The sequence below is a fragment of the Frigidibacter sp. MR17.24 genome, from assembly GCF_037095655.1.
Lineage (GTDB): Bacteria > Pseudomonadota > Alphaproteobacteria > Rhodobacterales > Rhodobacteraceae > Frigidibacter.
In genome coordinates this window covers 63,143-86,154 of the sequence record NZ_JBAWKE010000012.1, presented here as the reverse complement: position 1 = coordinate 86,154, position 23,012 = coordinate 63,143, and the positions used below count along the sequence as shown (strand labels likewise).

17 protein-coding genes are annotated in these 23,012 nt (G+C 69.1%); 11 read left to right on the top strand and 6 right to left on the bottom strand.

Going from position 1 to position 23,012, the window contains the following annotated elements:
• The first annotated feature begins 14 nt into the window (after positions 1–14).
• The 10 genes from V8J39_RS21735 (at position 15) to V8J39_RS21690 (ending at position 14,598) form a co-directional block, all read left to right on the top strand.
• The gene (locus V8J39_RS21735; RefSeq protein ID WP_336463074.1) at positions 15–1,823 is read left to right on the top strand and encodes a hydantoinase B/oxoprolinase family protein; all 1,809 of its coding nucleotides are present in this window, start codon (positions 15–17) and stop codon (positions 1,821–1,823) included.
• On the top strand, positions 1,804–3,849 hold the full coding sequence (locus tag V8J39_RS21730; RefSeq protein ID WP_336463094.1) for a hydantoinase/oxoprolinase family protein: 2,046 nt from the start codon (positions 1,804–1,806) through the stop codon (positions 3,847–3,849). The genes V8J39_RS21735 and V8J39_RS21730 overlap by 20 nt, the downstream gene beginning before the upstream one ends.
• Positions 3,846–5,243 (top strand): M20/M25/M40 family metallo-hydrolase, encoded by a 1,398-nt coding sequence (locus V8J39_RS21725; protein WP_336463073.1) that lies wholly within the window; start codon positions 3,846–3,848, stop codon positions 5,241–5,243. Before V8J39_RS21730 ends, V8J39_RS21725 begins: the two co-directional genes overlap by 4 nt.
• A gap of 1,255 nt (positions 5,244–6,498) precedes the next feature.
• Complete coding sequence (locus tag V8J39_RS21720) at positions 6,499–7,929, top strand: amidohydrolase (protein WP_336463072.1); 1,431 nt, start codon at positions 6,499–6,501, stop codon at positions 7,927–7,929.
• A 92-nt stretch (positions 7,930–8,021) separates the two neighbouring features.
• Complete coding sequence (locus V8J39_RS21715; RefSeq protein ID WP_336463071.1) at positions 8,022–9,623, top strand: ABC transporter substrate-binding protein; 1,602 nt, start codon at positions 8,022–8,024, stop codon at positions 9,621–9,623.
• Complete coding sequence (locus tag V8J39_RS21710; RefSeq protein ID WP_336463070.1) at positions 9,620–10,702, top strand: ABC transporter permease; 1,083 nt, start codon at positions 9,620–9,622, stop codon at positions 10,700–10,702. The genes V8J39_RS21715 and V8J39_RS21710 overlap by 4 nt, the downstream gene beginning before the upstream one ends.
• Positions 10,703–10,709: 7 nt before the next feature.
• The gene (locus V8J39_RS21705) at positions 10,710–11,600 is read left to right on the top strand and encodes an ABC transporter permease (RefSeq protein WP_336463069.1); all 891 of its coding nucleotides are present in this window, start codon (positions 10,710–10,712) and stop codon (positions 11,598–11,600) included.
• Positions 11,593–12,450 carry an ABC transporter ATP-binding protein gene (locus V8J39_RS21700; protein WP_336463068.1) on the top strand — a complete coding sequence of 286 codons (858 nt, stop codon included), beginning with the start codon at positions 11,593–11,595 and terminating at the stop codon, positions 12,448–12,450. The genes V8J39_RS21705 and V8J39_RS21700 overlap by 8 nt, the downstream gene beginning before the upstream one ends.
• Positions 12,447–13,208 carry an ABC transporter ATP-binding protein gene (locus V8J39_RS21695; RefSeq protein WP_336463067.1) on the top strand — a complete coding sequence of 254 codons (762 nt, stop codon included), beginning with the start codon at positions 12,447–12,449 and terminating at the stop codon, positions 13,206–13,208. The genes V8J39_RS21700 and V8J39_RS21695 overlap by 4 nt, the downstream gene beginning before the upstream one ends.
• A 22-nt stretch (positions 13,209–13,230) precedes the next feature.
• Positions 13,231–14,598, top strand: coding sequence for an MmgE/PrpD family protein (locus V8J39_RS21690; protein ID WP_336463066.1), 1,368 nt, complete (start codon positions 13,231–13,233; stop codon positions 14,596–14,598).
• Here the strand turns inward: V8J39_RS21690 and V8J39_RS21685 are convergent.
• The 5 genes from V8J39_RS21685 to V8J39_RS21665 all read right to left on the bottom strand — a co-directional run bounded on the left by V8J39_RS21685 (position 14,586) and on the right by V8J39_RS21665 (position 21,609).
• Positions 14,586–15,533 (bottom strand): LysR family transcriptional regulator, encoded by a 948-nt coding sequence (locus V8J39_RS21685; protein WP_336463065.1) that lies wholly within the window; start codon positions 15,531–15,533, stop codon positions 14,586–14,588. The genes V8J39_RS21690 and V8J39_RS21685 overlap by 13 nt on opposite strands.
• Positions 15,534–15,645: 112 nt before the next feature.
• A complete protein-coding gene (locus V8J39_RS21680) occupies positions 15,646–17,151 on the bottom strand; it encodes a serine hydrolase domain-containing protein (RefSeq protein ID WP_336463064.1) in 1,506 nt (501 codons plus the stop codon).
• On the bottom strand, positions 17,148–18,116 hold the full coding sequence (locus V8J39_RS21675; RefSeq protein WP_336463063.1) for a serine hydrolase domain-containing protein: 969 nt from the start codon (positions 18,114–18,116) through the stop codon (positions 17,148–17,150). The genes V8J39_RS21680 and V8J39_RS21675 overlap by 4 nt, the downstream gene beginning before the upstream one ends.
• A gap of 51 nt (positions 18,117–18,167) precedes the next feature.
• Positions 18,168–19,754 (bottom strand): ABC transporter substrate-binding protein, encoded by a 1,587-nt coding sequence (locus V8J39_RS21670; RefSeq protein WP_336463062.1) that lies wholly within the window; start codon positions 19,752–19,754, stop codon positions 18,168–18,170.
• 19 nt (positions 19,755–19,773) lie between these two features.
• Entirely contained in the window at positions 19,774–21,609 is a 1,836-nt protein-coding gene (locus V8J39_RS21665) for a S9 family peptidase (RefSeq protein WP_336463061.1), read from the bottom strand.
• 591 nt (positions 21,610–22,200) lie between these two features.
• Between V8J39_RS21665 and V8J39_RS21660 the strand changes: the two genes are divergently transcribed.
• Positions 22,201–22,416, top strand: a complete 216-nt coding sequence (locus tag V8J39_RS21660) for a hypothetical protein (protein ID WP_336463060.1) — start codon at positions 22,201–22,203, stop codon at positions 22,414–22,416.
• Positions 22,417–22,432: 16 nt separating this feature from the next.
• Here the strand turns inward: V8J39_RS21660 and V8J39_RS21655 are convergent, their stop codons facing one another.
• Entirely contained in the window at positions 22,433–22,993 is a 561-nt protein-coding gene (locus V8J39_RS21655) for a response regulator (protein ID WP_336463059.1), read from the bottom strand.
• Between the last annotated feature and the right edge of the window lie 19 nt (positions 22,994–23,012).

Here is a 23,012-nt window from a genome sequence, read left to right as displayed (position 1 = left end):
CCTGGGGAGATGACGTGAGTATCGAGACGAAACCGCCGGTCGCCTCTTGCGATCCAGTCACGCTGGAAATCATCCGCGGCGCCATCGGGGCCGCGCAGACCGAGATGGAGGCGCTGATCGAGCGTACGGCGATTTCGGCCTTCATCCGCGAAAAGAAGGACTTCTACACCGCGCTCTTCGATGCCGATGGCGTCATGGCCGTCGGCTCGCTGGTGCCGATCTTCGGGGACATCACCGGCCCGGTGTTCAAGGTCTTCCCGAAGGACACGATGTGCGATGGCGACGTCTACTGGTACAACGACTGCTACGCCTCGCAAGGCGCGGTCTCGCATTCCAACGACCAGGTTCTTCTGGCCCCGGTCTTCCATGACGGCAGCTTGGTCGCCTTCGTGATGAGCTGGGCGCATTTCGCCGATATCGGCGGCCTGCATCCCGGTTCGATCAGCCCGCAGACGACCGAGATCTATCAGGAAGGGATCATCATCCCGCCGACCAAGCTGATCGACCGTGGCGTCACCAACGAGGCGACGCTGTCGATCTTCCACCGCAACTCGCGCTTCCCCGATCAGAGCGTGGGCGACATGAGCGCGCTTCTGGCCTCGGTGCGGCTGGGGGCGGTGCGGATGGACGAGATCTTCGGGCGCTTCGGTGCGCCGGTGGTCGGCGATGCGCTGGCGCAGCTGCTGGCCCGGACGCGGGCGCATGTGCGGACGAAGATGGCCGAGACCTTCGCTTATGGCACCCACAGCTTCACCGATGCGATCGACAGCGACGGGCATGGCGCGGACACGGTGAAACTGCGCCTGTCGCTGACGCGCGAAGCGGTGCCCGGCGGCGAGGATCGTTTCATCTTCGACGCCCGCGCCTCGGACGACCAGACCCGCGGTCCGGTGAACCTGCTGCTGAACCCGGCGGTGCCGGGAATGGCGCTTGGCATGTTCTACCTCGGCGACGGCAGCGGCCATGTCTGCAACGCGGGCGGACCCCAGTCGATGGACGAGGTGCTGTTGCGCCCCGGTTCGGTTCTGCAACCGCTCGAACCTGCCGCGCTCGGGATGCGCGGTCTGACGATGATGCGCTTCCTTGCCGCGATGAACGGGCTGGTGAATGTCGCGGGCGGCACGGCGCCCGCCGCGCATTCGGCCTATGTCGTGGCGATGCTGCGCGGGACGTTCACCAATGATCAGGGGCAGCCGGAACGCTTCCTGCTCGCCGATGGCCTGGGCGTGGGCTACGGCGCGCGCGACCATGCGGACGGGATCGACGCGGTCTATTTCGTGGCGCAGGAGAACTATCCGGTCGAATTCCTCGAAACCTCCTATCCCGTGCGGCTGAAGAGATACGCGATCGCCGAGGACAGCGGGGGGCCGGGGCGGCAGCGTGGCGGAACCGGCATCGTACGGGAATATGAGATCCTGGCCGACGAGGCGCGGCTGTCGATCCGCATCGACACGGTGAAGAATCCGCCCTGGGGCACGGCTGGCGGCATGAGCGGCGGCAGCGGGGCGGCCGTGGTCAATCCGGGAACCCCCGACGAGCGTCTGCTGCCGGGCCTGTCGGATGGCAACCTGCTGCGCAAGGGGGATCTCTTGCGCATCACCACCGGCGGCGGCGGCGGTTACGGCCATCCGTTCGACCGCGCCGAGGCGGATGTGCTGGAAGACGTGCTCGGCGGCTTCGTCAGCCGGGAGAGTGCCGCACGGGACTATGGCGTGATCCTGTCGGGCAACCGCGTCGACGCGGATGCCACCGCAACGCGCCGGGCGGATCGCCCTGCCACCAAGGCCTTCCACCGCAAGGATTATGTCGATGCCATCCTCTGACCAGTCGCTTGCCGTCGCCGTCGATATCGGCGGGACGTTCACCGATGTGGCGCTGATCGACCAGACCACCGGCCAAACCTGGCGGGCGAAGACGCCGAGCGTGCCCTCCGACCCCTCCATCGCCTTCATGAATGGCATCCGCCTTGCGCTGGAGCAGATCGGTGAAACGCCCGCGGCGCTCGACCGGGTGCTGCATGGCACGACCGTCGCGACCAACATGATCCTCGAACACAAGGGCGCGCGGACGGCGCTGGTGACGACCAAGGGCTTCCGCCACGTGCTGGCGATCGGTCGGCAGGACATTCCGCGCAAGGAGAACCTCTATACCTGGGTAAAGCCCGCCCGGCCTGTCCCGGCGTCGCGGATCGTCGAGGTGACCGAGCGGGTCGGCGCAGGCGGCGTGGTGCTGGAACCGCTCGACGAAGCCAGTGTTCGCGCGGCGGGCGAAGCCTTGCGTGACATGGAGGTCGAGGCGGTCGCGGTCTGTCTGATCCACGCCTTCGCGGCCCCCGCGCACGAGATCCGCGTGGCGGAGATCCTGCGCGAGATGCTGCCCGGTGTCGCCGTCACCGCGTCGTGCGAGGTTCAGCCGGTGGTGCGCGAATACGAACGCTCGCTGACGACGGTCCTGAACGCCTCGGTCATGCCCGGCGTCACGACCTACATCGGACGGCTGGAGGACCGGCTGGGCGCGGATGGCGTGACCGTGCCGCTGATGCTGATGCAGTCGAACGGCGGCGTGGCGAGTGCCGCGACGATCCGGCGGGCACCGGCGCTCACGGCGCTGTCGGGGCCCGCGGCAGGTGTCGTCGGCGCGAAAGCGGTCGCGGCGGCCTGCGGGATCACCGATCTGATCACGGTCGATATCGGCGGGACGAGCGCCGACATCTGCCTGATCAAGGACGGCCAGATCGGTCTGACGCAGACGGGTCATGTCGGGGACTGGCCGCTGTCGTTGCCGATGGTCGACATGGTCACGATCGGCGCGGGTGGCGGCTCCATCGCCTGCGTGTCGGACGGAACGCTGAGCGTCGGCCCGCAAAGCGCGGGGGCGCGGCCCGGTCCGGCAGCCTATGGCCATGGTGGCACGCAGGCGACGGTGACGGACGCCCACGTCGTGCTGGGACACCTGCCCAAACGCCTGCTGGGCGGGCGCATGGCGCTGGACCGCGATGCGGCGCTGGCGGTGGTGCAGGGCGGGGTGGCCGGACCGCTGCAGCTTGACCCGATAACGGCCGCGCGGGGCATTCTGGCGATTGCCGACAACCACATGGTCGGCGCGGTGCGCGTGATCTCGGTCGAGCGCGGCCATGATCCACGCGACTTCACGCTGGTGCCCTTCGGCGGCGCGGGGCCGTTGCACGGCTGCGCGCTTGCGGAGCTGCTGGGCATCCGGCAGGTGCTGATCCCGCCCGCGCCGGGGGTGTTGTGCGCCGACGGCCTGCTCTCGGCCGATCTGCGGGCCGAATTCAGCCGGACGCTGCCGAAGGCGGGCGCGCTGGCGGCCGTCGATACCGCCCCGCTAATCGATGAGCTGACCGGGCAGGCGGAAAGCTGGCTGGCTGCCGAAGCTGTCGCCGCCGACCGCCGTCAGGTACAGATCGTGGCGCTGTTGCGCTATCTGGGGCAGGGCGGCGAAATCGCGGTGCCCTGGGCCGGCGAAGCGGCTGCGACCGAGGCGGCCTTTGTCGCCGCCCACCGTGCCCTCTACGGCTTCTCGCTCTCGGTCCCGGTCGAGTTGGTGACGCTGCGCGCCGAAGCCGTGGGCCGCGCGCATCGCCCGGATGCCGCGCCGTTGACCGCAGGTGGCGAGATCTCGCCTTACGACCAGACCCCGGTCAGCTTCGCCTCTGGCGAGGTTCGGGTCCCGGTGATCGACCGCGCGAGCCTCGGGGCCGGTGCGGGCTTCGAAGGCCCCGCGATCCTGACCCAGCTCGACACCACCACCGTCGTCCCACCCGGCTGGCGCGGTGACATGCATGCCTCGGGCGCGCTGCTTCTGACGCGGATGGAGGACCACGAATGACCCATCGCCGTCACCCGGCGCTCGACCCGGTCTATGCCCATATCGCGGCGAACGAGGATGCCTTCGTCGAGCGGCTGGTGGACTATGTCCGCCGCCCCTCGATCAGCGCGCAGAACAAGGGCATCGCCGAGGTGGCGGCGCTGCTGGTGAGCATGCTGGAAACGCTGGGGATGGAGGCGGAAGCCATCGCGACCGAGGGCCATCCGATGGTGCTGGGCCGCCTGGGCACGGATCCGGAAAAGCCCAACGTTCTCTTTTATGGCCATTATGACGTGCAGCCGCCCGAGCCGCTCGAGGCCTGGCACAGTCCGCCGTTCGAGCCGACGATCCGCGATGGCCGCATCTACGCGCGCGGCGTCGGCGACAACAAGGGCCAGCATTTCGCTCAGCTGCTCGCGATCGAAAGCTGGCTCGCCGTTCACGGCGATCTGCCGATCAACCTCCTGTTCCTGCTTGAGGGCGAGGAAGAGGTCGGCAGCCCGCACATCGCGGATTTCGTCGGCACCCACGCCGAACGGCTGATGGCCGATCTGGTCGTCACCTCGGACGGGCCGATGCATATCTCGGGCCAACCGCTGATCGTCTTCGGCGTTCGCGGGATGGTCAGCTTCGATCTGGAGGTGACAACCGCCAGCCGTGATGCCCATTCGGGGAACTACGGTGGCGTGATGCCCAACGCGGTCTGGAAGCTTGTGCATCTCTTGTCGACGATGAAGACGCCGGAAGGTGAAATCATGATCGAGGGCCTGCATGACGCGATCATCCCGCCGACCGCCTTGGAACGGCAGGCGGCGGCGGACCTGCCTGCCGATGTCGCGGATGTCATGGCCGACATGGGCTTGCGCGAGCTCGACGCGCCGCGGGACCGCCCCTTCAACGACCGGCTGATGTTCCATCCGACGCTGACCATCAACGGTCTGCACGGCGGCTATTCCGGCCCAGGGTCGAAGGCTGTCCTCCCCAGCGCGGCCATCGCCAAATGCGACATTCGGCTGGTCGAAGCGATGACGCCCGAAGACGTGCTCGACAAGGTCGAAGCGCATGTCGCCCGCCACGCGCCCGATGTCCGTGTGGTCCGCCGCGCCGGCATGTTGCCGTCGAAGACCGCGATGGATCAGCCCTTCGCCGCAGCGCTGGTGGCGGCGGTGACGGATGCGCACGGCCGTCCGCCTCTCCTGTATCCGGCGCTTGGTGGCAGCTTGCCGGATTACGTCTTCACCAAGATCCTTGGCGTGCCTGCCTTCGTGGTGCCCTATGCCAATGCCGACGAGGCGAACCACGCCCCGAATGAGAACCTGAAGATCCACTGTTTTCATGACGGAATTCGTACCGGGGCAGCGATGATCGCGCGGCTGGGCGATCTTGCAGCCGGGCACGGCGCCCGGCGCGACTGATGCAGTCTCAGGACCCATAGAGCAGTTCGGCCCCTCGTGACCCGCGGTGCCGCGAGGAGGCGGGTATGGGCGAGCATCCTGTTCCGGCAGACAAAGACACAAACGGAGCGCCTTTTGCCCCTCGCCCCGAAGAGGCGCTTCCCGGGTGGCATCGTCTTCATCGATCGCAACGGCTTGAGGTGGCGGGGTGCGTCTTCGGAGGAGGGGCCACCAAGTTGAAGCGGACGGTCGCCCCGGTGGCGCCGCGCAAGCACCTGACAGCCTCGCCATTGTGCCCGGACCAATGGCGCCTCAATGGCGCGATAGGCGGACCAGTTCGTCGCGCTAGCGAGCGGGCTTCGGCTTGCTCATGCGGCTCGTGCAAGAGCATGGACTCCCGGTGTGAACCCGTCATGGCAGAGAGTTCTGCAACACCGCCGCTTCCCCCGTCGGTTAGGTGCGGATGTCGATAGGCGGTCGCGTGGCTATGGTCGCTGACGACATCGACGGCACTGAACGAGGCGCTGCGCACATCCCCTGACCACCCGGGCCTGCGGCCTCCGACTAAGTATTGTTTTCAAAGAAAAAGTAGCAGCCGGGCCGCGTGATCTCCGCTGTAATCGCGACAGCCTTCGCCCGGCCGGACCACGCAGCGGCCACTGCCCGGGGCGTCTGGTGCCCGGACCAGATGCGACGCTGCCGAAGCCCGCCACGCTCATGGGCCGGCGTCTGACCGGCGCGATCCTGACGGGGCAGACCCAAGTATGGACCGTCCAGCGCGGCCTTCAGAGCGCGAGGAGATCTAAGACCGCAGGACCAGACCGATCTCACCCTTGGCGGTGCCGAGCTACGCAGGCGAGGCGCTGGTGGTGACCTCCCGGTGCACGCCGTCGCTGGCGGTGGCCATCGGGTGTCTCGGCTGGGTCGGGGGCCGGCTTCGGGCGGGTGGGGGCCACGTGGGTCGGGCGAACCGGAGAGGCCCGAACCGAACGGAAGCTTCGATCCCCAAACCGATGATGGAGCCCCTCGCCCCCATGGAGAAGAGCGGCGATGCGGACCGGGGCGCGGCGCCACGCCGGGGCATCGCGCGGCGCCCCGTATTTGTGCAGCACCGCCCGCGGCAAGCCTTCCGCCCGGGCGGCGGCAGACTGATCACCGTGAAAGTCCCTGATGTGATTGTCTATTCCCTATCCGACTTGTTCTAGATCCGATTGTCATTGGACAGCGAACCGGATGCCGAACCACCGTTTGTGAAAGCAACGTGAAGGGCACCACGATGAAGAATTCGGATCCGATCTGGGAACATGTCGAGACGCACCGCGAGGACCTGATCGGTCTGTCGGACCGCGTCTGGGGGATGCCGGAGCTGCTGTATGGCGAATACCGCTCCTGCGCCGAGCATGCCGCCATGCTGAACGACAAGGGCTTCCGCGTCACGCAAGAGGTCGCGGGCATCCCGACCGCGGTGATGGGCGAGGCGGGCGAAGGCGGCCCGGTGATCGCGATCCTCGGCGAATATGATGCGTTGCCGGGGCTGAGCCAGGTTGCGGGCATCGCCGAGCCGATGCCTGCCGAGGCCGGTGGCGCGGGGCATGGCTGCGGCCACAACCTGCTGGGGTCGGCCGCCCTGCTGGCGGCCTGCGCGCTCAAGGACTGGCTGGCCGCGACCGGCACGCCCGGCCGCGTGCGCTATTACGGCTGCCCCGCCGAAGAGGGCGGCGCCGCCAAGGCCTTCATGGTGCGCGACGGGGCGTTCGACGATGTCGATGCCGCGATCACCTGGCACCCCGCGACCATGACCAAGGTCGACGAGGCGCAGAGCCTTGCCAACACCCGGATGGACTTCACCTTCACCGGCCGCGCGAGCCATGCCGCCGCCGCGCCGCACCTGGGCCGCTCGGCGCTGGATGCGGCCGAGCTGATGAACTCGGGCGTGAACTACCTGCGCGAACACGTGCCGCAGGAAAGCCGGATCCATTACGCCTATCTCGATGCGGGCGGCACCGCGCCGAACGTCGTGCAGGCGCGCACCAAGGTGCGCTACGCGATCCGCTCGACCTCGCTCGCCGGCATGCTCGCGCTGAACGAGCGGGTGAAGCTGGTGGCGCAGGGTGCCGCGATGATGACCGAAACCAAGGTCGACATCTCGATCATGTCGGCGGTCTCGAACATGCTGGGCAACACGCCGCTCGAAGAGGCGATGCAGAAGGCGATGGACGAGCTGGGCGGCGTCGATTTCGACGAGGCCGACCGCGCCTATGCCGCGAAGATCCAGGAGACGCTGACGGCCGAGGACATCGCCGCGACCTACCGCGCCAACGGCTACGAGATCCGCGAGAACGAGCCCCTGTGCGACTACGTCGTCCCGCGCGAGATGCAGGGCGTGAAGATGATGGGCTCGACCGACGTGGCGGACGTGTCGTGGAAGGTGCCGCTGGTGCAGGCGCGCGTGGCCACCGTGGCGATCGGCACGCCGGGCCACAGCTGGCAGATCACCGCGCAGGGCAAGGCGCCCGCGGCGCACAAGGGCATGACCTATGCCGCCAAGGTGATGGGCGTCGTCGGGCGGATGCTGCTGACCGACGAGACGCTGATGGCCCGCGCCAAGAAGGACCATGCCGACCGGCTGGCCCGCGAACCCTATGTCTGCCCGATCCCCACGGACGTGCAGCCCCCGCTCGTCCCGCGCCCCGTCGCGGCCGAGTGACCCCGGCGGCGGAACCGCCGCCGTGCCACGCATAACCACCGAAGGGCGGGGACAACCCGCCCCCCTCCTCCTCACCAACAGGGAAAACCCGAATGACCCTTCGCACCCGGCTTCTGGCCGGCGTGGCCTGCCTTGCCGCAGGTTCCGCCGCGCTCTCCGCCCAGGCCGCCACCCCCGACAACACGCTTGTCATGGCCTGGAACATCGACGCCATCTCGACCTTCGACCCCGCCCAGATCGGCGAGGTCGTGACATCCGAGCTGGTCAGCAACATCTGCGACTCGCTCGTCGAATTCGCGCAGGACGAGGAATCCCGCGTCGTGCCCGCCTTCGCCAAAAGCTGGGACGTCAGCGATGACAAGCTGACGCTGACCTTCCACCTGACCGAAGGCGCGACCTTCCCCTCGGGCAACCCGGTCACCGCCGCCGACACGGTCTGGTCGCTGAAGCGCGTGCTGTCGCTGGGCTTCGGCAATGCCGCGGCGCTGACCGAATACGGCTTCTCGACAGAGAACATGGACGAGCTGATCCTTGCCCCCGACGACAAGACGGTCGTGCTGAAGTTCGACAAGGTCTATCCGACGAACCTGCTTTTGCAGGCGATCGGCGCCTACCGGGTCGCGGCCACGCTCGACAGCAAGACGATCATGGCCAACGAGAAGGACGGCGATTTCGGCAATGCCTACCTGAACGCGCGCACCGAATGCGTCGGCCCCTACCGGCTGGTGCAATGGAACCAGGGCGAAGGCATCGTGCTGCAGGCCAACGAGGGCTATTACGGCGAGGCGCCCGCGATCCCGCGCATCCTGATCCGCCACGTCGCCGAAACCGGCACCCAGCGGCTGCTCGTCGAACAGGGTGACGTCGACATTGCCCGCGACCTGACGCCCGACGACCTGACCGAGCTTGCGGCCACGGACGGCATCTCGATCAAGTCGGCGCTGAAGCCGCAGCTGATCTTCCAGACGATGAACGTCCTGCGCCCGCCCTTCGACAATCCGAAGGTGCGCGAGGCGATGAAATACCTGGTCGACTACCAGGGCCTTGGCGACACGGTGATGCAGTACCTGGGCAAGCCCTGGAACAGCTTCGCGCAGTCGGGCGCCTGGGGCGCGCTGGAAGGCGCCGAGGGCCAGCCCTTCAGCCTCGATCTTGAAAAGGCCAAGGCGCTGCTGACCGAGGCGGGCTATCCCGACGGGTTCGAATCCACGCTGCTCATCGGGTCGCTGCCCTGGTCCTCGCCGCTGGGCCAGCACCTGCAGCAGAACGCCGCCAAGATCGGCGTCAAGCTGAACATCGAGCAGATGGCCAACGCCCAGCTCTTCGCCCGGGCGCGCGCCCGCGACTTCGACTCGATCATCATGGCCTGGCAGACCTCGATCCCCGATGCCCATGGCAACGCCTCGCGCCTGGTGATGAACCCCGACAATTCGGACGAGGCGAAGCTGACCCAGTATCCGTCCTGGCGGGCGGGCTATCAGGATCTTGCGCTGAACGAGAAGGTGCTGGCCGCCGCGACGGAAACCGATGACGAGAAGCGCCGCGCGATCTATCGCGACATGCAGGTCGAATGGATGAAGACCGGCGAGATGGCGGTGATGTTCCAAAGCTACAACGTGGCCGCGGTGCGTGACACGGTGAAGAACTGGACCTGGAACGGGTTCCGCACCTACTATTCGGAGGCAAGCAAATGACAGACGCCGCGACCCTGGTCGGTGCGACGCCTCGGCGGCGCAGACGTGGCCGCCGCAAGGGCGCCCTCTCGCCCAAGGTCGCGGCGGTGCTCGCGCGGGCGGGATCGGTGCTGGTCACCCTTCTCGGCCTCGCGGGGCTGACCTTCATGATCGGGCGGCTTCTGCCGCTCGATCCGGTGCTGGCGGTGCTGGGCGACAATGCCACGCCCGAGGCCTACCGGGCGATGACGATCCAGCTGGGCCTCGACAAGCCGCTGATCGTGCAGTTCGGCAACTACCTGCTGGATCTCGCCCGGCTCGATTTCGGCAATTCGCTGCTGTCGGGGCGCCCGGTGGTGGACGAGATCGCCCGCGTCTTCCCCGCCACGCTGGAACTCGCGACGGTCGCCATGGTGATCGGCACCGGGATCGGCGTGCCGCTGGGCGTGGTGGCGGCGGTCTACCGCAACAGCTGGATCGACCACACCGCCCGCATCCTGTCGCTGATCGGCTATTCGGCGCCGAACTTCTGGCTGGGGCTGATGGGGCTGGTGCTGTTCTACGCGACGCTGGGCTGGGTCGGGGGACCGGGGCGGCTCGACTTCATCTACGAATTCGACCTGACGCCCGTGACCGGCTTCTTCCTGCTCGACGCGCTGATGTCCGGCAATCTCGAGGTCTTCGGCAATGTCTTCAGCCACATCATCCTTCCCGCCTCGATCCTGGCACTGTCGTCGCTGGCCTATATCAGCCGCATGACCCGGTCGTTCATGATCGAGCAGCTGGAACAGGAATACGTCGTCACCGCCCGCGCCAAGGGCCTTGGCCTCTGGCGCATCGTCTGGCTGCACGTGTTCCGCAACGTGGCGGTGCAGGTGATCACGGTCGTCGCGCTGTCCTATGCCTTCCTGCTGGAAGGCGCGGTGCTGACCGAAACCGTCTTCGCCTGGCCGGGCTTCGGCCGTTACATGACCAATGCCCTTCTTTCGGCCGACATGAACTCGGTGGTCGGATGCACGCTGCTGATCGGGGTGATCTTCGTCGCCCTGAACCTGATCTGCGACATCCTCTACCGCATCCTCGACCCCCGCACGCGGTGAGGCTTCCATGACCGACATCACCCCGGCCGCCCTTGGCCCCCGCACCCCCGCCGAGGCGCGCCTGCAGCAACTGCGCATTACCGCGCTGAAACTGCGCCGCAACGCCTCGGCCATGATCGGGCTCGTCATCCTGCTGGTGATCTTCGCGGGCGCCATCTTCGCCCCGCTCTTCGCCACCCATGACATCTTCGCCCAGGACCTCGGCAACCGCCTGGCGCTGCCCTCGGCCGACCACTGGTTCGGCACCGACGAACTGGGCCGCGACATCTATTCGCGCCTGCTCTACGGCGGGCGGATCACGCTCTACATCGCCTGCCTCACCGCCGTCATCTCGGCCCCGATCGGGCTGGTGGTGGGCATGCTGTCGGGCTGGTACGGCGGCTGGCTCGACATGGTGCTGATGCGCGTGACCGAGATCTTCCTGGCCTTCCCCTCGCTGATCCTGGCGCTGGCCTTCGTCGCGGCGCTTGGCCCCAGCATCGAGAACGCGATCATCGCGATCTCGCTCACCGCCTGGCCGCCGATCGCGCGGCTGGCGCGGGCCGAGACGATGATGGTGCGCCGCTCGGACTACATCGCCGCCGTGCGGCTGCAGGGCGCAAGCTCGTGGCAGATCATGGTCGGACATATCGCGCCGATGTGCGTGCCCTCGGTCATCGCGCGGGTCACGCTGAACATGGCCTCGATCATCCTGTCGGCCGCGGGCCTCGGCTTCCTCGGCCTCGGCGCGCAGCCGCCGAGCCCCGAGTGGGGGGCGATGCTGTCCTCGGCCCGCCAGTTCATCCTGTCGAACGGTCATGTCGCGGCGGCGCCCGGCCTCGCGATCCTCATGACCTCCATCGCCTTCAACCTCGTGGGCGACGGCCTGCGCGACGTGCTGGATCCCCGCAATGACTGATCCCGTCCTTTCCGTCAGAAACCTCAACATCCACTTCCACGGCGCCACGCGCACCACCCACGCGGTGCGCGGTGTCAGCTTCGATCTCGGCCATGAAAAGCTGGGCATCGTCGGCGAAAGCGGGTCGGGCAAAAGCCAGACCGGCCGCGCGATCATGAAGCTCTCGGCGCCCTCGGCCCGCGTCACGGCCGATGCGCTGCGCTTCGGGGCGACCGACCTGATGGCCGCCTCCGAAAAGCAGATGCGCACCATCCGCGGCCGCGACATCGCGATGATCCTGCAGGACCCGAAATTCAGCCTCAATCCGCTGATGAAGGTCGGCAAGCAGATCGCCGAGGCCTACCGCATCCACCACAGGGTCAGCGCGGCCGAGGCGCGCCAGAAGGCGCTCGCCATGCTGGAAAGCGTCCACATCCGCAACCCCGAGCGGGTCTATGAGATCCTGCCGCACGAGGTGTCGGGCGGCATGGGCCAGCGGATCATGATCGCGATGATGCTGATCCCGGAACCCAAGCTGATCATCGCGGACGAGCCGACCTCGGCCCTCGACGTGACGGTGCGCCGGCAGGTGCTGGCGGTGCTCGACGAGCTTGTGGAGCGTACCGGGGCCAGCCTGATCTTCATCAGCCACGACCTGAACCTGGTGGCCGATTTCTGCGACCGGGTGCTGGTGATGTATGCGGGGCGCGTGCTGGAGGATCTGCCCGCCCGCGACCTCGGCCGCGCTCAGCACCCCTATACCCGCGCGCTTCTCGACAGCCTGCCCCGGCTCGACGATCCGCGGGCGGAACTGGCGGTGATGCAGCGCCAGGACAGCTGGCGCACCGCGCCGATCGGAGGCCAGGCATGAGCGACATCATCCTCGAGGCGCGCGACCTGACGATCGAATTCGGCGAGGGCGCGACCGCCGTCACCGCGGTCGACGGGGCCGCCTTCAAGATCCGCCGGGGGGAATCCTTCGGCCTGATCGGCGAGTCGGGCTGCGGCAAGTCCACGATCCTGCGCGCGGTCGCGGGTCTCAATCCCGAGTATGATGGCGATCTGCTGTTCGACGGGGTCGAGCTGCCAGACACCCGCCGGCGCGAACATTACCGCGCCATGCAGATGGTGTTCCAGGACCCCTACGGCTCGCTTCATCCGCGCAAGATGGTGCAGAGCGTGCTGGCCGAACCCGTCCGCCGGATGGGCCTTGGCGACGAACAGCGCCGCATCGACGAGGTGCTGCGAAACGTTGGCCTCGGCCCCGAATTCCGCTTCCGCTACCCGCACGAATGCTCGGGCGGCCAGCGCCAGCGCATCGCCATCGCCCGCGCGCTGATCGTGGAGCCCAAGATGCTGCTGCTGGACGAACCCACCTCGGCGCTCGACGTGTCGGTGCAGGCGGAAATCCTGAACCTGCTCGCGCGCCTGCGCCGCGAGCTGGGGCTGAGCTATCTGATGGTCAGCCACGACATCGCCGTCGTCGCCCACATGTGCGACCGCGTCGCCATCATGCGCCACGGCCGCATCCTTGAAGAGGTCGGCGCGCAGGACGTGCGCGCGGGCCGCGTGAGCGAGGACTACACCCGCGACTTCCTGGCCGCATCGGCCCCCGCCATCACCGCCTGACCCCCCTTTCCCCGAGGACTCCATGACTGTTCTGGCCCAGATCGCCGCCCGTGTGAGCGGCGCATGCCCCGTCACGCCCGACGACCGCCGCGCCGCGATCGACGCGATCATCGACACGCTCGCCTGCATGGTCGCAGGCCGCGACGACGGTGCCACCCAGGCCGTGCTGGCCGCCCGCACGCCGTCGCCCGGCGTCTGCGACGCCGCGACCGGGCAGCGCACCACCGTGGCCGAAGCTGCGCTGATCAACGGCGTCGCGGCCCATGCGCTCGACTTCGACGACAACTTCGGCCCCGGCATGAGCCATGCCTCCGCCGTCATGGTGCCGGCGCTGATCGCCGTGGGACAGCAGGCCGGTGCCACGGGCCGCGCGCTGGTCGACGCCTATCTCGCCGGGCTCGAGGCGCAGGCGCTGGCGGGGCAGGGGGTGCGGCCGCATCACTACACCGCCGGCTGGCACGGCACCTCGACCGTGGCGCCCATCGGCTCGGCGGCGGGGGCGGCGCTGATCGCCGGGCTCGATCCCGAGGGGATCGCCCAGGCGATGTCGCTTGCGACCTCGACGGCCTGCGGGCCGAAGGGGCAGTTCGGCACCTCGGCCAAGCCGTTCCACGCGGGCGTCGCCGCGCGCAACGCGGCCGAGGCCGCGCTGTTCGCCGGGGCGGGCCTGCGCGGTCGGGCCGACATCCTCGAACGGCCGCAGGGCTTCGGCGATCTTTTCGGTGCGGGCGTTCCGGCGGCCTGGGACATCGACCCCGCCGCGCCGCATGTCATCGGGGTCGAGGGGCTGTCGCCCAAGCTGCATCCCTGCTGCGGATCGACCCACAACGGCATCGACATGGTTCACGACCTGCGCCACGCCCATGGCTTCGGCCCCGAGGACGTGGAGAGCATCACCATCGCCGTCGCCCTCGCCAACTACCGCAACCTCGCCTATGGCGACCCGCAGGACGAGATGGAGGCGCGCTTCTCGATGCAGTACTGCATCGCGCGCGCGATGTATCAGGACGTGCTGTCGCTGCAGGATTTCACGCCCGAAGCGGTGACCGATCCGGTGATCCGTGCCTTCCTGCCGAAAGTCGAGATGGTGCTGCTGTCCGAAGAGGAACAGCAGGCCGCGCTGAAGGCGCCGCACCGGGCGACGATCGTGCTGAAGGACGGTCGCCGCTTCGAGGCGATGCGCGACTTCGCGCGCGGCACGATCCGCGACCCGCTGCACGCGGCGCAGAAGCGCGCGAAATTCGTCGATTGCCTTGGTGGCGGCGACGCCGCCGGCGCGATCTATGACCGGCTCTGCGCGATGGACGAGCTGCCCGACCTGTCGCTGATCGGCGCGGTGATCGCGCGCGGCGCGCGGGCGCTCGAGGACCGGGTGCTTCAGCCGGCGTGATGCAGCGCGCGGAGGCCGGCATCGCGCCCGGCCTCCGCCTCGGCCATGCCGGCGGCGGCCGCCCAGAACCGTTCGGTCACCGGGCGGCAGGACCGGCGATGGCGGAAAAGGCGGATTTCCAGGTCGAGCGCCCAGTCCGGCCCCGCCGCCGGCACCAGTTCGCCCGAGGCGAGGTCGTCGGCGGCCAGGGAATGCGGCACCCAGGCCACGCCGCAGCCGACCTTGGCCAGCGATTGCAGCCCCAGGCTCATCGCATTGGTCGCCGCGACGTTCAGCGCCATCGGCCGTTCGGCCAGCAGCGGCGCCAGCGCCTGGGCAAAGAACGACGACTGGCCGTAGCTGAGGAACCGCACCACGCCCCCTGTATCCAGCCGGTGCAGCGCCGAGCCGTCGCGATCGGGCGCCGAGACCGGAACCAGCCGGTCATGGCCCATGTGCAGCGTGTCATAGCCCGAACTGTCGAGCCCGTTGGCCACGGAGGGGTGGACATAGGTCAACAGCACGTCGGTCTCGCCATTGCGGAACTGGCGCAGCGTCTGCGCATAGGCCGCGCTCGACCCGTTGTTTTCCACCATCAGCGGGCCCAGCTCGGCCTCGGCATGGCGGCGCAGCTGCGGCAGGAAGGTCACGCGCAGTGTGTGCAGCGCGCCGATGCGGATCGAATTGCGCGCAGGCGTCGCAAAGGCGCGGATGCCCGCGCGCATGCCCTGGAAGGTGCTGACCAGCTCGCGCGCCTGCGGCACCATCGCCGCGCCCTCGGGCGTCAGCTCGATCGGGTAGGACGAGCGGTCGACCAGCGTCGCGCCGACCCAGTGTTCAAGCGTGCGGATGCGCTTGGACAGCGTCGACTGGGTGATGTTGCGCACCTCGGCCGCGCGCGAGAAATTCCGCGTGTCGTTCAGACACAGAAAATCCTCGAGAAGCTTGAGTTCCATCGGCGACCTCATTGCTGCAGCCTGCCGATATCAGCGCGATCGGGGGCCGGCGGTCAACCGCAGCCCGCTTCCTCTTTGGTCGTGAATTGTGCAACTGCCCAGGGTTTGGTCATCAGCCCGGGCCGGGGGCGGCATCCTGACCCAGCGGCGAATACTCCGCGACCCGGGCGCGTGCCAGCGACAGCTCGATCCGGTCGGCGGCCGTCCGGCGCAGGCAGATGCGCCGCCCCATCGCGCGAAACAGCCACCGGCCCCCGCCAAGCGGCTCCAGCGCGGATTGCCGCCGGTTGGGGCCGCGCCCCCAGGTCACCGCGCCGTCGCGCAGGGTGATCACGTGGCCGTCGCTGTGCCACACCCCCTCGGGGATCGCGTCCGCGCAGGGGCGAACCGGGCGCAGGCGACAGGCGAGATAGCCGATCTCGCCCACAAGGTCCGCGCCGTCCTGGCGCAGGCGGGTGACCGGCCGGCCCGGTCGGGCCGAGGCCCAGCCATCCGCGTCCGCGAACAGCGGTTCTTCGGCGTCGCGCAGCACGATCGAGGCGTCGCGGACCTCGGCCCAGAGGTTGCCCTCGCCGACATAAAGCCCGGGCGCGGCCCAGCCGGTCGCCGGGCGCATCGGTGCCTCAAGGCCCAGCGCGGCGCACAGGACACGCCGCGCCATGCCCTCGGCATCGGCATCGTCGCGGTTGCTCAGCACGACGACGCCCGCGCGCAGCTCGGGCGCCAGAAGGAAGGCCGCGCGATAGCCCGATTGCGACCCGCCATGCCCGATCAGCACCCGCCCTGCGACTGCGGTGCGCCGCAGGCCCAGCCCATAGTCGGTGGGACGGCCGTCGCGCAGCACCGCCGGGGCGGCCTGCAGGGCGAAGCTGTCGCGGGTCATCAGGTCGGCCAGCCAGCCCGACAGGTCGCGCGCGGACCCTGCCAGCGACCCTGCCGCCGACAGGTGCATGCCCTGCGCGCCATTCCGCCAGCCGGCCGGATCGGGCACATGCCCCGGCGCCAGCCCCGGCACCGGGTCGGACCAGAACTGCGCCGCGCGCATCCCCAGCCCCAGCCGCGCGGAAATCGCCGCGACGGCCGCGTCGAAGCGCATCCCGCGCGCCTCCAGCGCGGCCTCGGCCAGCCGGTAGCCGGCATTCGAATAGGCGACCTCGGTCCCCGGCTCGGCATTCAGCCGCGGCAGCGCCGCCGACCATCGCAAGAGGTCGTCCGCGCGCGTGACCTCGTCGGCCGACAGGCCCGCCAGCGTCAGCATCTCGCGCGTGTCGGGCAGCCCGCCCTGCATCGACAGCGCCTGGCGCACCGTCACCGCCCCCGGCACCGGATGCATGTCGAGCACCGCGCCGAGCGCCGTGTCGAGCGGCAGCAGACCGGACTCGATCAGCACATTGGCGAAGACATGCTTCGTCATCGAGGCCCAGCGCAGCACGCTGCCCGCCGACAGCGCCGCGCCGCCCGGCGCCTCGTGCCCCGCCGCCTGCGCGAAGGCCTCGCCCGCCGGTCCGAAGCCGAGGATCACGGCCCCCGGCCCCGCGCCGTCCCAGATCGCCAGCGCGCGCGCGGCCGCCTCCCGTGCCGCCTGCCAGTCCGGCGCGCGGTCGATGGCCCCGGTCATGCGGAGGCCGCGAAGATCGCGCGCAGCAGCCGGCCGAACCCGTGCTTGCTGATCGCGCGGCCCTTGATGTCGGTGTCGACCCGGTGGACGATCACCATGTCGCGCTCCGGCACGACGAGGCAGTAATGCCCGCCCGCGCCCACTGCCGCATAGCTGCCCCGCGGCGTCACGCAGCCCGGCGCGAAGACGCCGTCGCGTTCCAGCCACCACATGTAGCCATAGGCGCCGCGCGCCCCGGCATGGGAATAGGGCATCACGTTCTCGGCCGCCCATCCCTCGGGCAGGACCTGCACCCCGCCCCAGCGCCCCGCCTGCAGGAACAGCTGCCCGAACCGCGCCAGATCGCGCGAGGACATGCGGAACGGATAGGCGTCGTGCCGGCTTTCGGCGAAGCTTTCGGTCCAGGCGTCGGTGGCGAGGTCGAAATCCTCCATCCCCACCGGCGCGGCGATGCGCCGGGCGAAGGCCTCGGCCACCGACAGGCCGGTCGCCTGCACGAAGATCGTGCCCAGCGCGTTGAAATCCCAGTTGTTGTAGCACCAGAACGTGCCCGGCCCGTGCGAATGGCGCTTTTCCTTGATCGACTTCATCCAGGCGGTTTCATAGCCCGCCGGGTGATAGATCCCGGACCGCGCGGTCAGCAGGTCGTAGACCAGCGCCTTGCGCTCGACCTCTGACAGGCCCTCGACATCGTCGATCCCCAGATCCTCGAGCGTGGCGTCGAGCGCGATGGTGCCGGCCTCGACATCCTCGCCCATCATCGCGGCCAGGAACGACTTGCGGATCGAATGGCACAGGTACTTGTGCGCAATGTCGCCCCAGCTGTGCACGATCCGCCCGCCCTGCACGATCAGCAGGCAGTCGGTTTCCTGCGCGGCGCAGAGCGCGTCGACACGCGACATGTCCCAGTCGCAGGCGGCGGTGGCCCAGGGGGCGGCGGCGGCGGTGTCGGTCATGGTCAGCATCGGGGATCCTCGGAAGGGAAGGACGCGGCCCCGCGGGGCCGCGTTCGGTCATCACTTGGCGGCGGCGTCGTAATAGGTGCGGAAGCCGTTCCACGACCAGGTCGTCAGCGCATCGGTCACCGCCGCGGCCTCCGAGGTCTGCATGATGTAGGCCTGCGGGCCCTCCTGCATCACGTCGCGCTGCAGCTGGTGATACATCTCGGCCCGCTTGGCCGGATCGCGTTCGAAGAGGGCGGCATCGATGCGCGCGTTCATGTCCGCATCATAATAGCCCGACCGCCAGCTGGGATACTGGCCCAGGCCCGCCTCGGCGGTGTTGTCGGGGTTCGCGACGTGGCGCGAGGCCATGCCATGGGCATCGGGGACCGAGGTCTTGAAGCCCAGCATCGCCGCCTGGAAATCGCGCGCGCGGGTCTTGGCGAACAGCTGCGAATTGGCCATCCGCTCGATCTTGAAGGTGATGCCCACCTTCGACGCGGCCTCCTGGATCGTCTGGGCGATCGGGTCGGCATAGGGATGCGAGCCGAGGATCAGCGGCACGGTGAAGCCGTCGGGATAGCCCGCTTCGGTCAGCAGCGCCTTGGCCTTGTCGATGTCGAGGCGGAAGGGCTGGCCCTCGTCCTTGTCGAGCGCGCCGAAGGCGCCCAGCTGCACGAAGCTCGCGCGCGGCACGCCGATGCCCTTCATCACCGTGTTCTCCATCCCCTGGTAATCGATCAGGTAGCGCATCGCGAGGCGCACCTTCGGATTGTCGAAGGGCGGCATGGCGTTGTTCATCGCCATGTAGAAGAGCGAGGGCTTCAGCGCGCGCTCGACCCTGAGCCCCTCGGTGCCCTCGACGGCCGTCAGGTCGTCGGGATTGAGGTTGCGCGCGACGTCGATGTCGCCCTGTTCCAGCATCAGCCGCTGGGTGCCCGGTTCGGCCACGTGGCGGATCATCACGCGCGACAGCTTCGGCGCCGGCCCGTTGTAGTTCTCGGACGCCTCGAGCATCACCACCTCGCCCGCGTTCCACCGCGCCAGCGTGTAGGGGCCGACGCAGGCGGTGCGGTTGGCGAGATAGGCGTTGCCCATGTCGTCGCCCTTGGCATTCGCCTCGATCTCGGCGCGGTTGAGCATGACCGACACGCGGTTGGCCGCGACCGAGCCCATGACCAGGTTCAGCGGATAGGGCCGGTCGAGCGTCAGCACCACGGTGCTGTCGTCGGGCGCGGTGATGCGGTCGGCGGCATTGTCCTTGGTGAAGCCGAAATCGGTCAGCTGCGCGGCATTGCCATAGCCCAGGCCCAGCACCCGCTGCATGCCCCAGACCAGGTCACCCGCGCTGCCCGGCGTGCCGTCAGGATAGACGATGCCGTCCTTGAGGTGGAAGGTCACCGTCAGCCCGTCTTCGGACACGTCCCAGCTTTCGGCCAGCGAGGGCAGGAAATTCGCCTCGTCCTCGGGGTCGAAATCGACCAGCGCGTCGCAGGTGTTCATCAGGATCTCGTCGGTCACCACCTCGGCCACCTGCGCGGGGTCGAAGGTGCTGATCGCGTCGATGTTGTAGGCCATGACCAGCGCCGAGGCCGGCGTCTCGGCCAGGGCAAGCCCGGGGATCAGCGCGGCCAGCGGCAACGCGCAGAGGGTCTTTCTCATCTCACTCTCCTGTCGGTTCTTATAGATTGTCCTGCAGCCAGTCGGCGATCCTGCCGAAGACTGTCAGCCGGTTCGCCATCCGCACGAAGCCGTGGCCCTCGTGGTCGATGCGCAGCATCTCGACCGGGTGCCCGCGCCCGCGCAGCCGGGCGAAGACCTGTTCACCCTGTTCCATCGGCACGCGCGGATCGTCGGTCGCATGCACGATCAGCATCGGCGCCGTGACGCGGTCCAGCCGGTGGACGGGCGAGACCTCGGCCAGGAAGGCGGCATCGGTGACCGGGTCGCCGTATTCCGCGGCCCGCAGCGCCGCGCGCCAGGGGCCCGTCGTCTGCATCAGCGTGGTGAAATTGGCGACCCCGTAGATGTCGATGCCCGCGGCCCAGAGATCGGGCGCCTCGGTGACCGCGGCCAGCACCATGAACCCGCCATAGGACTGGCCCATGACCCCGATCCGGGTCGCGTCCACGTCGGGGCGCGCCGCGAAGGCGCGGCCCAGCGCGTTCAGGTCCGCGACGCTGTCCATGCGCCGTTCGACATCGTCGGCCTCGTGGAACGCACGGCCATAGCCGGTCGATCCGCGCACGTTCGGCGCGACAACCATGATGCCGGCCGAGGTGTAGTGATGGATGTCGGCGCGGAAGGTCGGGCGCCACTGCGCCTCGGGCCCGCCATGCACGATGAACAGCACCGGCCAGCCCGCGGCGGGTTGCGGGCCGGTCGGGGCATAGACGAAATGCGCGATCTCGCGCCCGTCGAAGCTGGGCAGGCGGGCCACCACCGGCGCGGGCCTGTCCGTCAGTTCGACCCCGGCTTTCGGTGCGTTCGACAGGTTGGCGAACCCCGCCCCGCCGGCATCGCAGCGCCAGATGTCGGCAGGGCGGTCCGCGCCCTCGATCGTCATCAGAAGCGCGCCGTCCGGCGCATAGCGCAGCGACTGCACGACACCGGGCGCCGGCAGATCGACCGGGCGCAGCGCGCCCCCTGCCAGATCACCGAGGCAGAGGCGCGAGAAGCCCTCGTCATTGGTCACCACCGCGAGGTCGGTCTGGTTGGGATGCAGCGCCCAGAGGTCGACATCCTGCCCCTCGACCGCGACGAGCGGCGTCACCGCTTCGGTCGCAAGGTCCAGCAGCTGCAGCGCGTGAAACTCCCGCCCGCGGTCGCAGACCAGGTGGATCGCCCCGCCATCCTTGCGGAATTTCGCCGAAACATAGCGCGTGCGCCCGGTCTCGGGCGCCAGATCGCGCAGCGTGCCGCTCGCCAGGTCGACAAGCCCGAGGCTCTGGCGATTGCTGCCGTTGAAGGAATCGCGCACCAGCAGCGCGGTGCCGTCGGGGCTGTAGGCAAGCGCCTCCTGAAAACCGCGGCCTTGCAGCAGGCAGCGCGTCTCGCCGGTGGCCACGACCATCTCGAACAGGTCCATGACGCGGGCGTCGCGGGGATTGGCGGCATAGGCGATCCGGGTGCCACAGGGCGACCAGCTGCCCCAGACATGCACCACGCCCGGCGCATGGGTCAGGGGCCGTGGCGTGCCCGACGCCTCGGGGACAAGCCAGAACTGATACCGTTCGTCCCCGCCGCAGTCGGTGGTGAACAGCAGGTCGCGGCCCTTGGGCGCGAAGGCGATCTGCACCACCCGTTCCGCCAGATCGGTGACCTTCCAGGCGCTGCCGCCCGCTGCCGCCCGCAGCCACAGCTGCGGCAGGCCCGAGGCGTTCTCGATGCTCGCGATCAGCGCCCCGTCGGGCGAGACCGCCTCGGACCGGGCCTCGCGCATCCGGATCAGGCCGTCCATCGGCAGGACCCGGAGATCGGCGGCGTGCGGGGAGGGGTTCGGAAGGCTGTGGTTCATCTGACGTCCGGCTTGCATCGGTTCCGGGGCGAAGCTTGGAAGCAACGGCGGACGGGGTCCAACGACTTTGGCGACCAGCCTATTCCGATATCGAATGGGTTCGGCCGTGCCGGCCCGCCCGTGGCGAAGCGCTCAGGCGCCGGGGGCCTGCAACGACGCCGCCAGTCAAGTCGCCTCGTCGATCAAGGGCCTGTCCACCATGGCGCGCCGGCCGAGGGCTGAAGGCGCCGAAAACCTGCCGCGGCGGGTCGGTGCCTGACGCCGGCATGGTAATCCCGAACGACGGGTCTGACGCAAGATCCCCCCGGGATCGACGAGGAACGCTGAAAATCCGCGCCCCCGACGACCTCTGCGGGGCCTTCCGGCGATGATGGAGTGGATACCGTCGCCGGGACGACGATGCCCTGTGTGCAGGTGCCGGCAGCGGCGCCCACTGGCGCCGGACGTCGATCGACAGCTCGCCAAGCGCCAATTCCGCATCGCGATCATGAACGGCTCTGCCGCCCCCGGCATTCGCGGTAGGATCGGGGGGCGGAAGCCGATAGGATGACGCCGCGTCCGCGCGGACGTGCAACCGGAGACCAGACGCCCATGGCGGATGACGACGCGAAAAAGCCCGATGAGAAAATGCCGGGCACCGGGCCTGCGGCCGTCGCGGGCGACGTGCCGGAGATGCCGGCCGCGCCCGAGCGGATGATCGAGCTGGCGCGCAGGCTTCAGGAACGGCTGGGCGAGCATCTGTCGGGCGCCACGCCGACGGCCATGACGCCGGGCGATCGCGGCACCAAGCCGCCCCGGCTGCACTAGGCCGCGATCGCGGTGCTCAGTTGAGAAGGCGGGTGCCGCGCCGCCGGTGCTCGGCCCGCAACAGCCGGGCAAGCCAGATCGCCACCGGTTCGGACCTGTCGCGCTCGGCGGCCAGACGGATCGCGCGCTCCAGCGTCGCCTCGACCAGCCGGTCGGCGGCGGTGCCGTCGCTCAACAGGCGCCGCGCCTCGGCGCGCAGCAATGGCAGCGCCGCCAGCGGATCGGAGGGGGAGGGCGGCAGCGGCCGCCCGGCCTGCCGCTCCAGGTCGCTCAGCAGGCGCTGCGCGGCCGTGGGCTTGGCAAACAGCGGGATCTCGCTGAACCGGATCGGCATCGCATCGCGTGCGCCGGTGTAGAACAGCAAGGGCACGCGGCGCGCCATCAGCCGCTCGGCCAGCGCGAACGAGGTGCCCTGCCGCAGCCGGATGTCGAGGATCGCGCCGCCGGCCTCGTCGGCCGCGGCCAGCGCATCGCCATGGGTGCGGAACGGGCCGATGATCTCGGCCCCGAGCCGCCCCAGTTCGGCGCTGAGGCCGGTGGCGAGGATGTAGTCGTCTTCCACCAGAAGGATCCGCACGTCCACCTCCCCTAAGGAT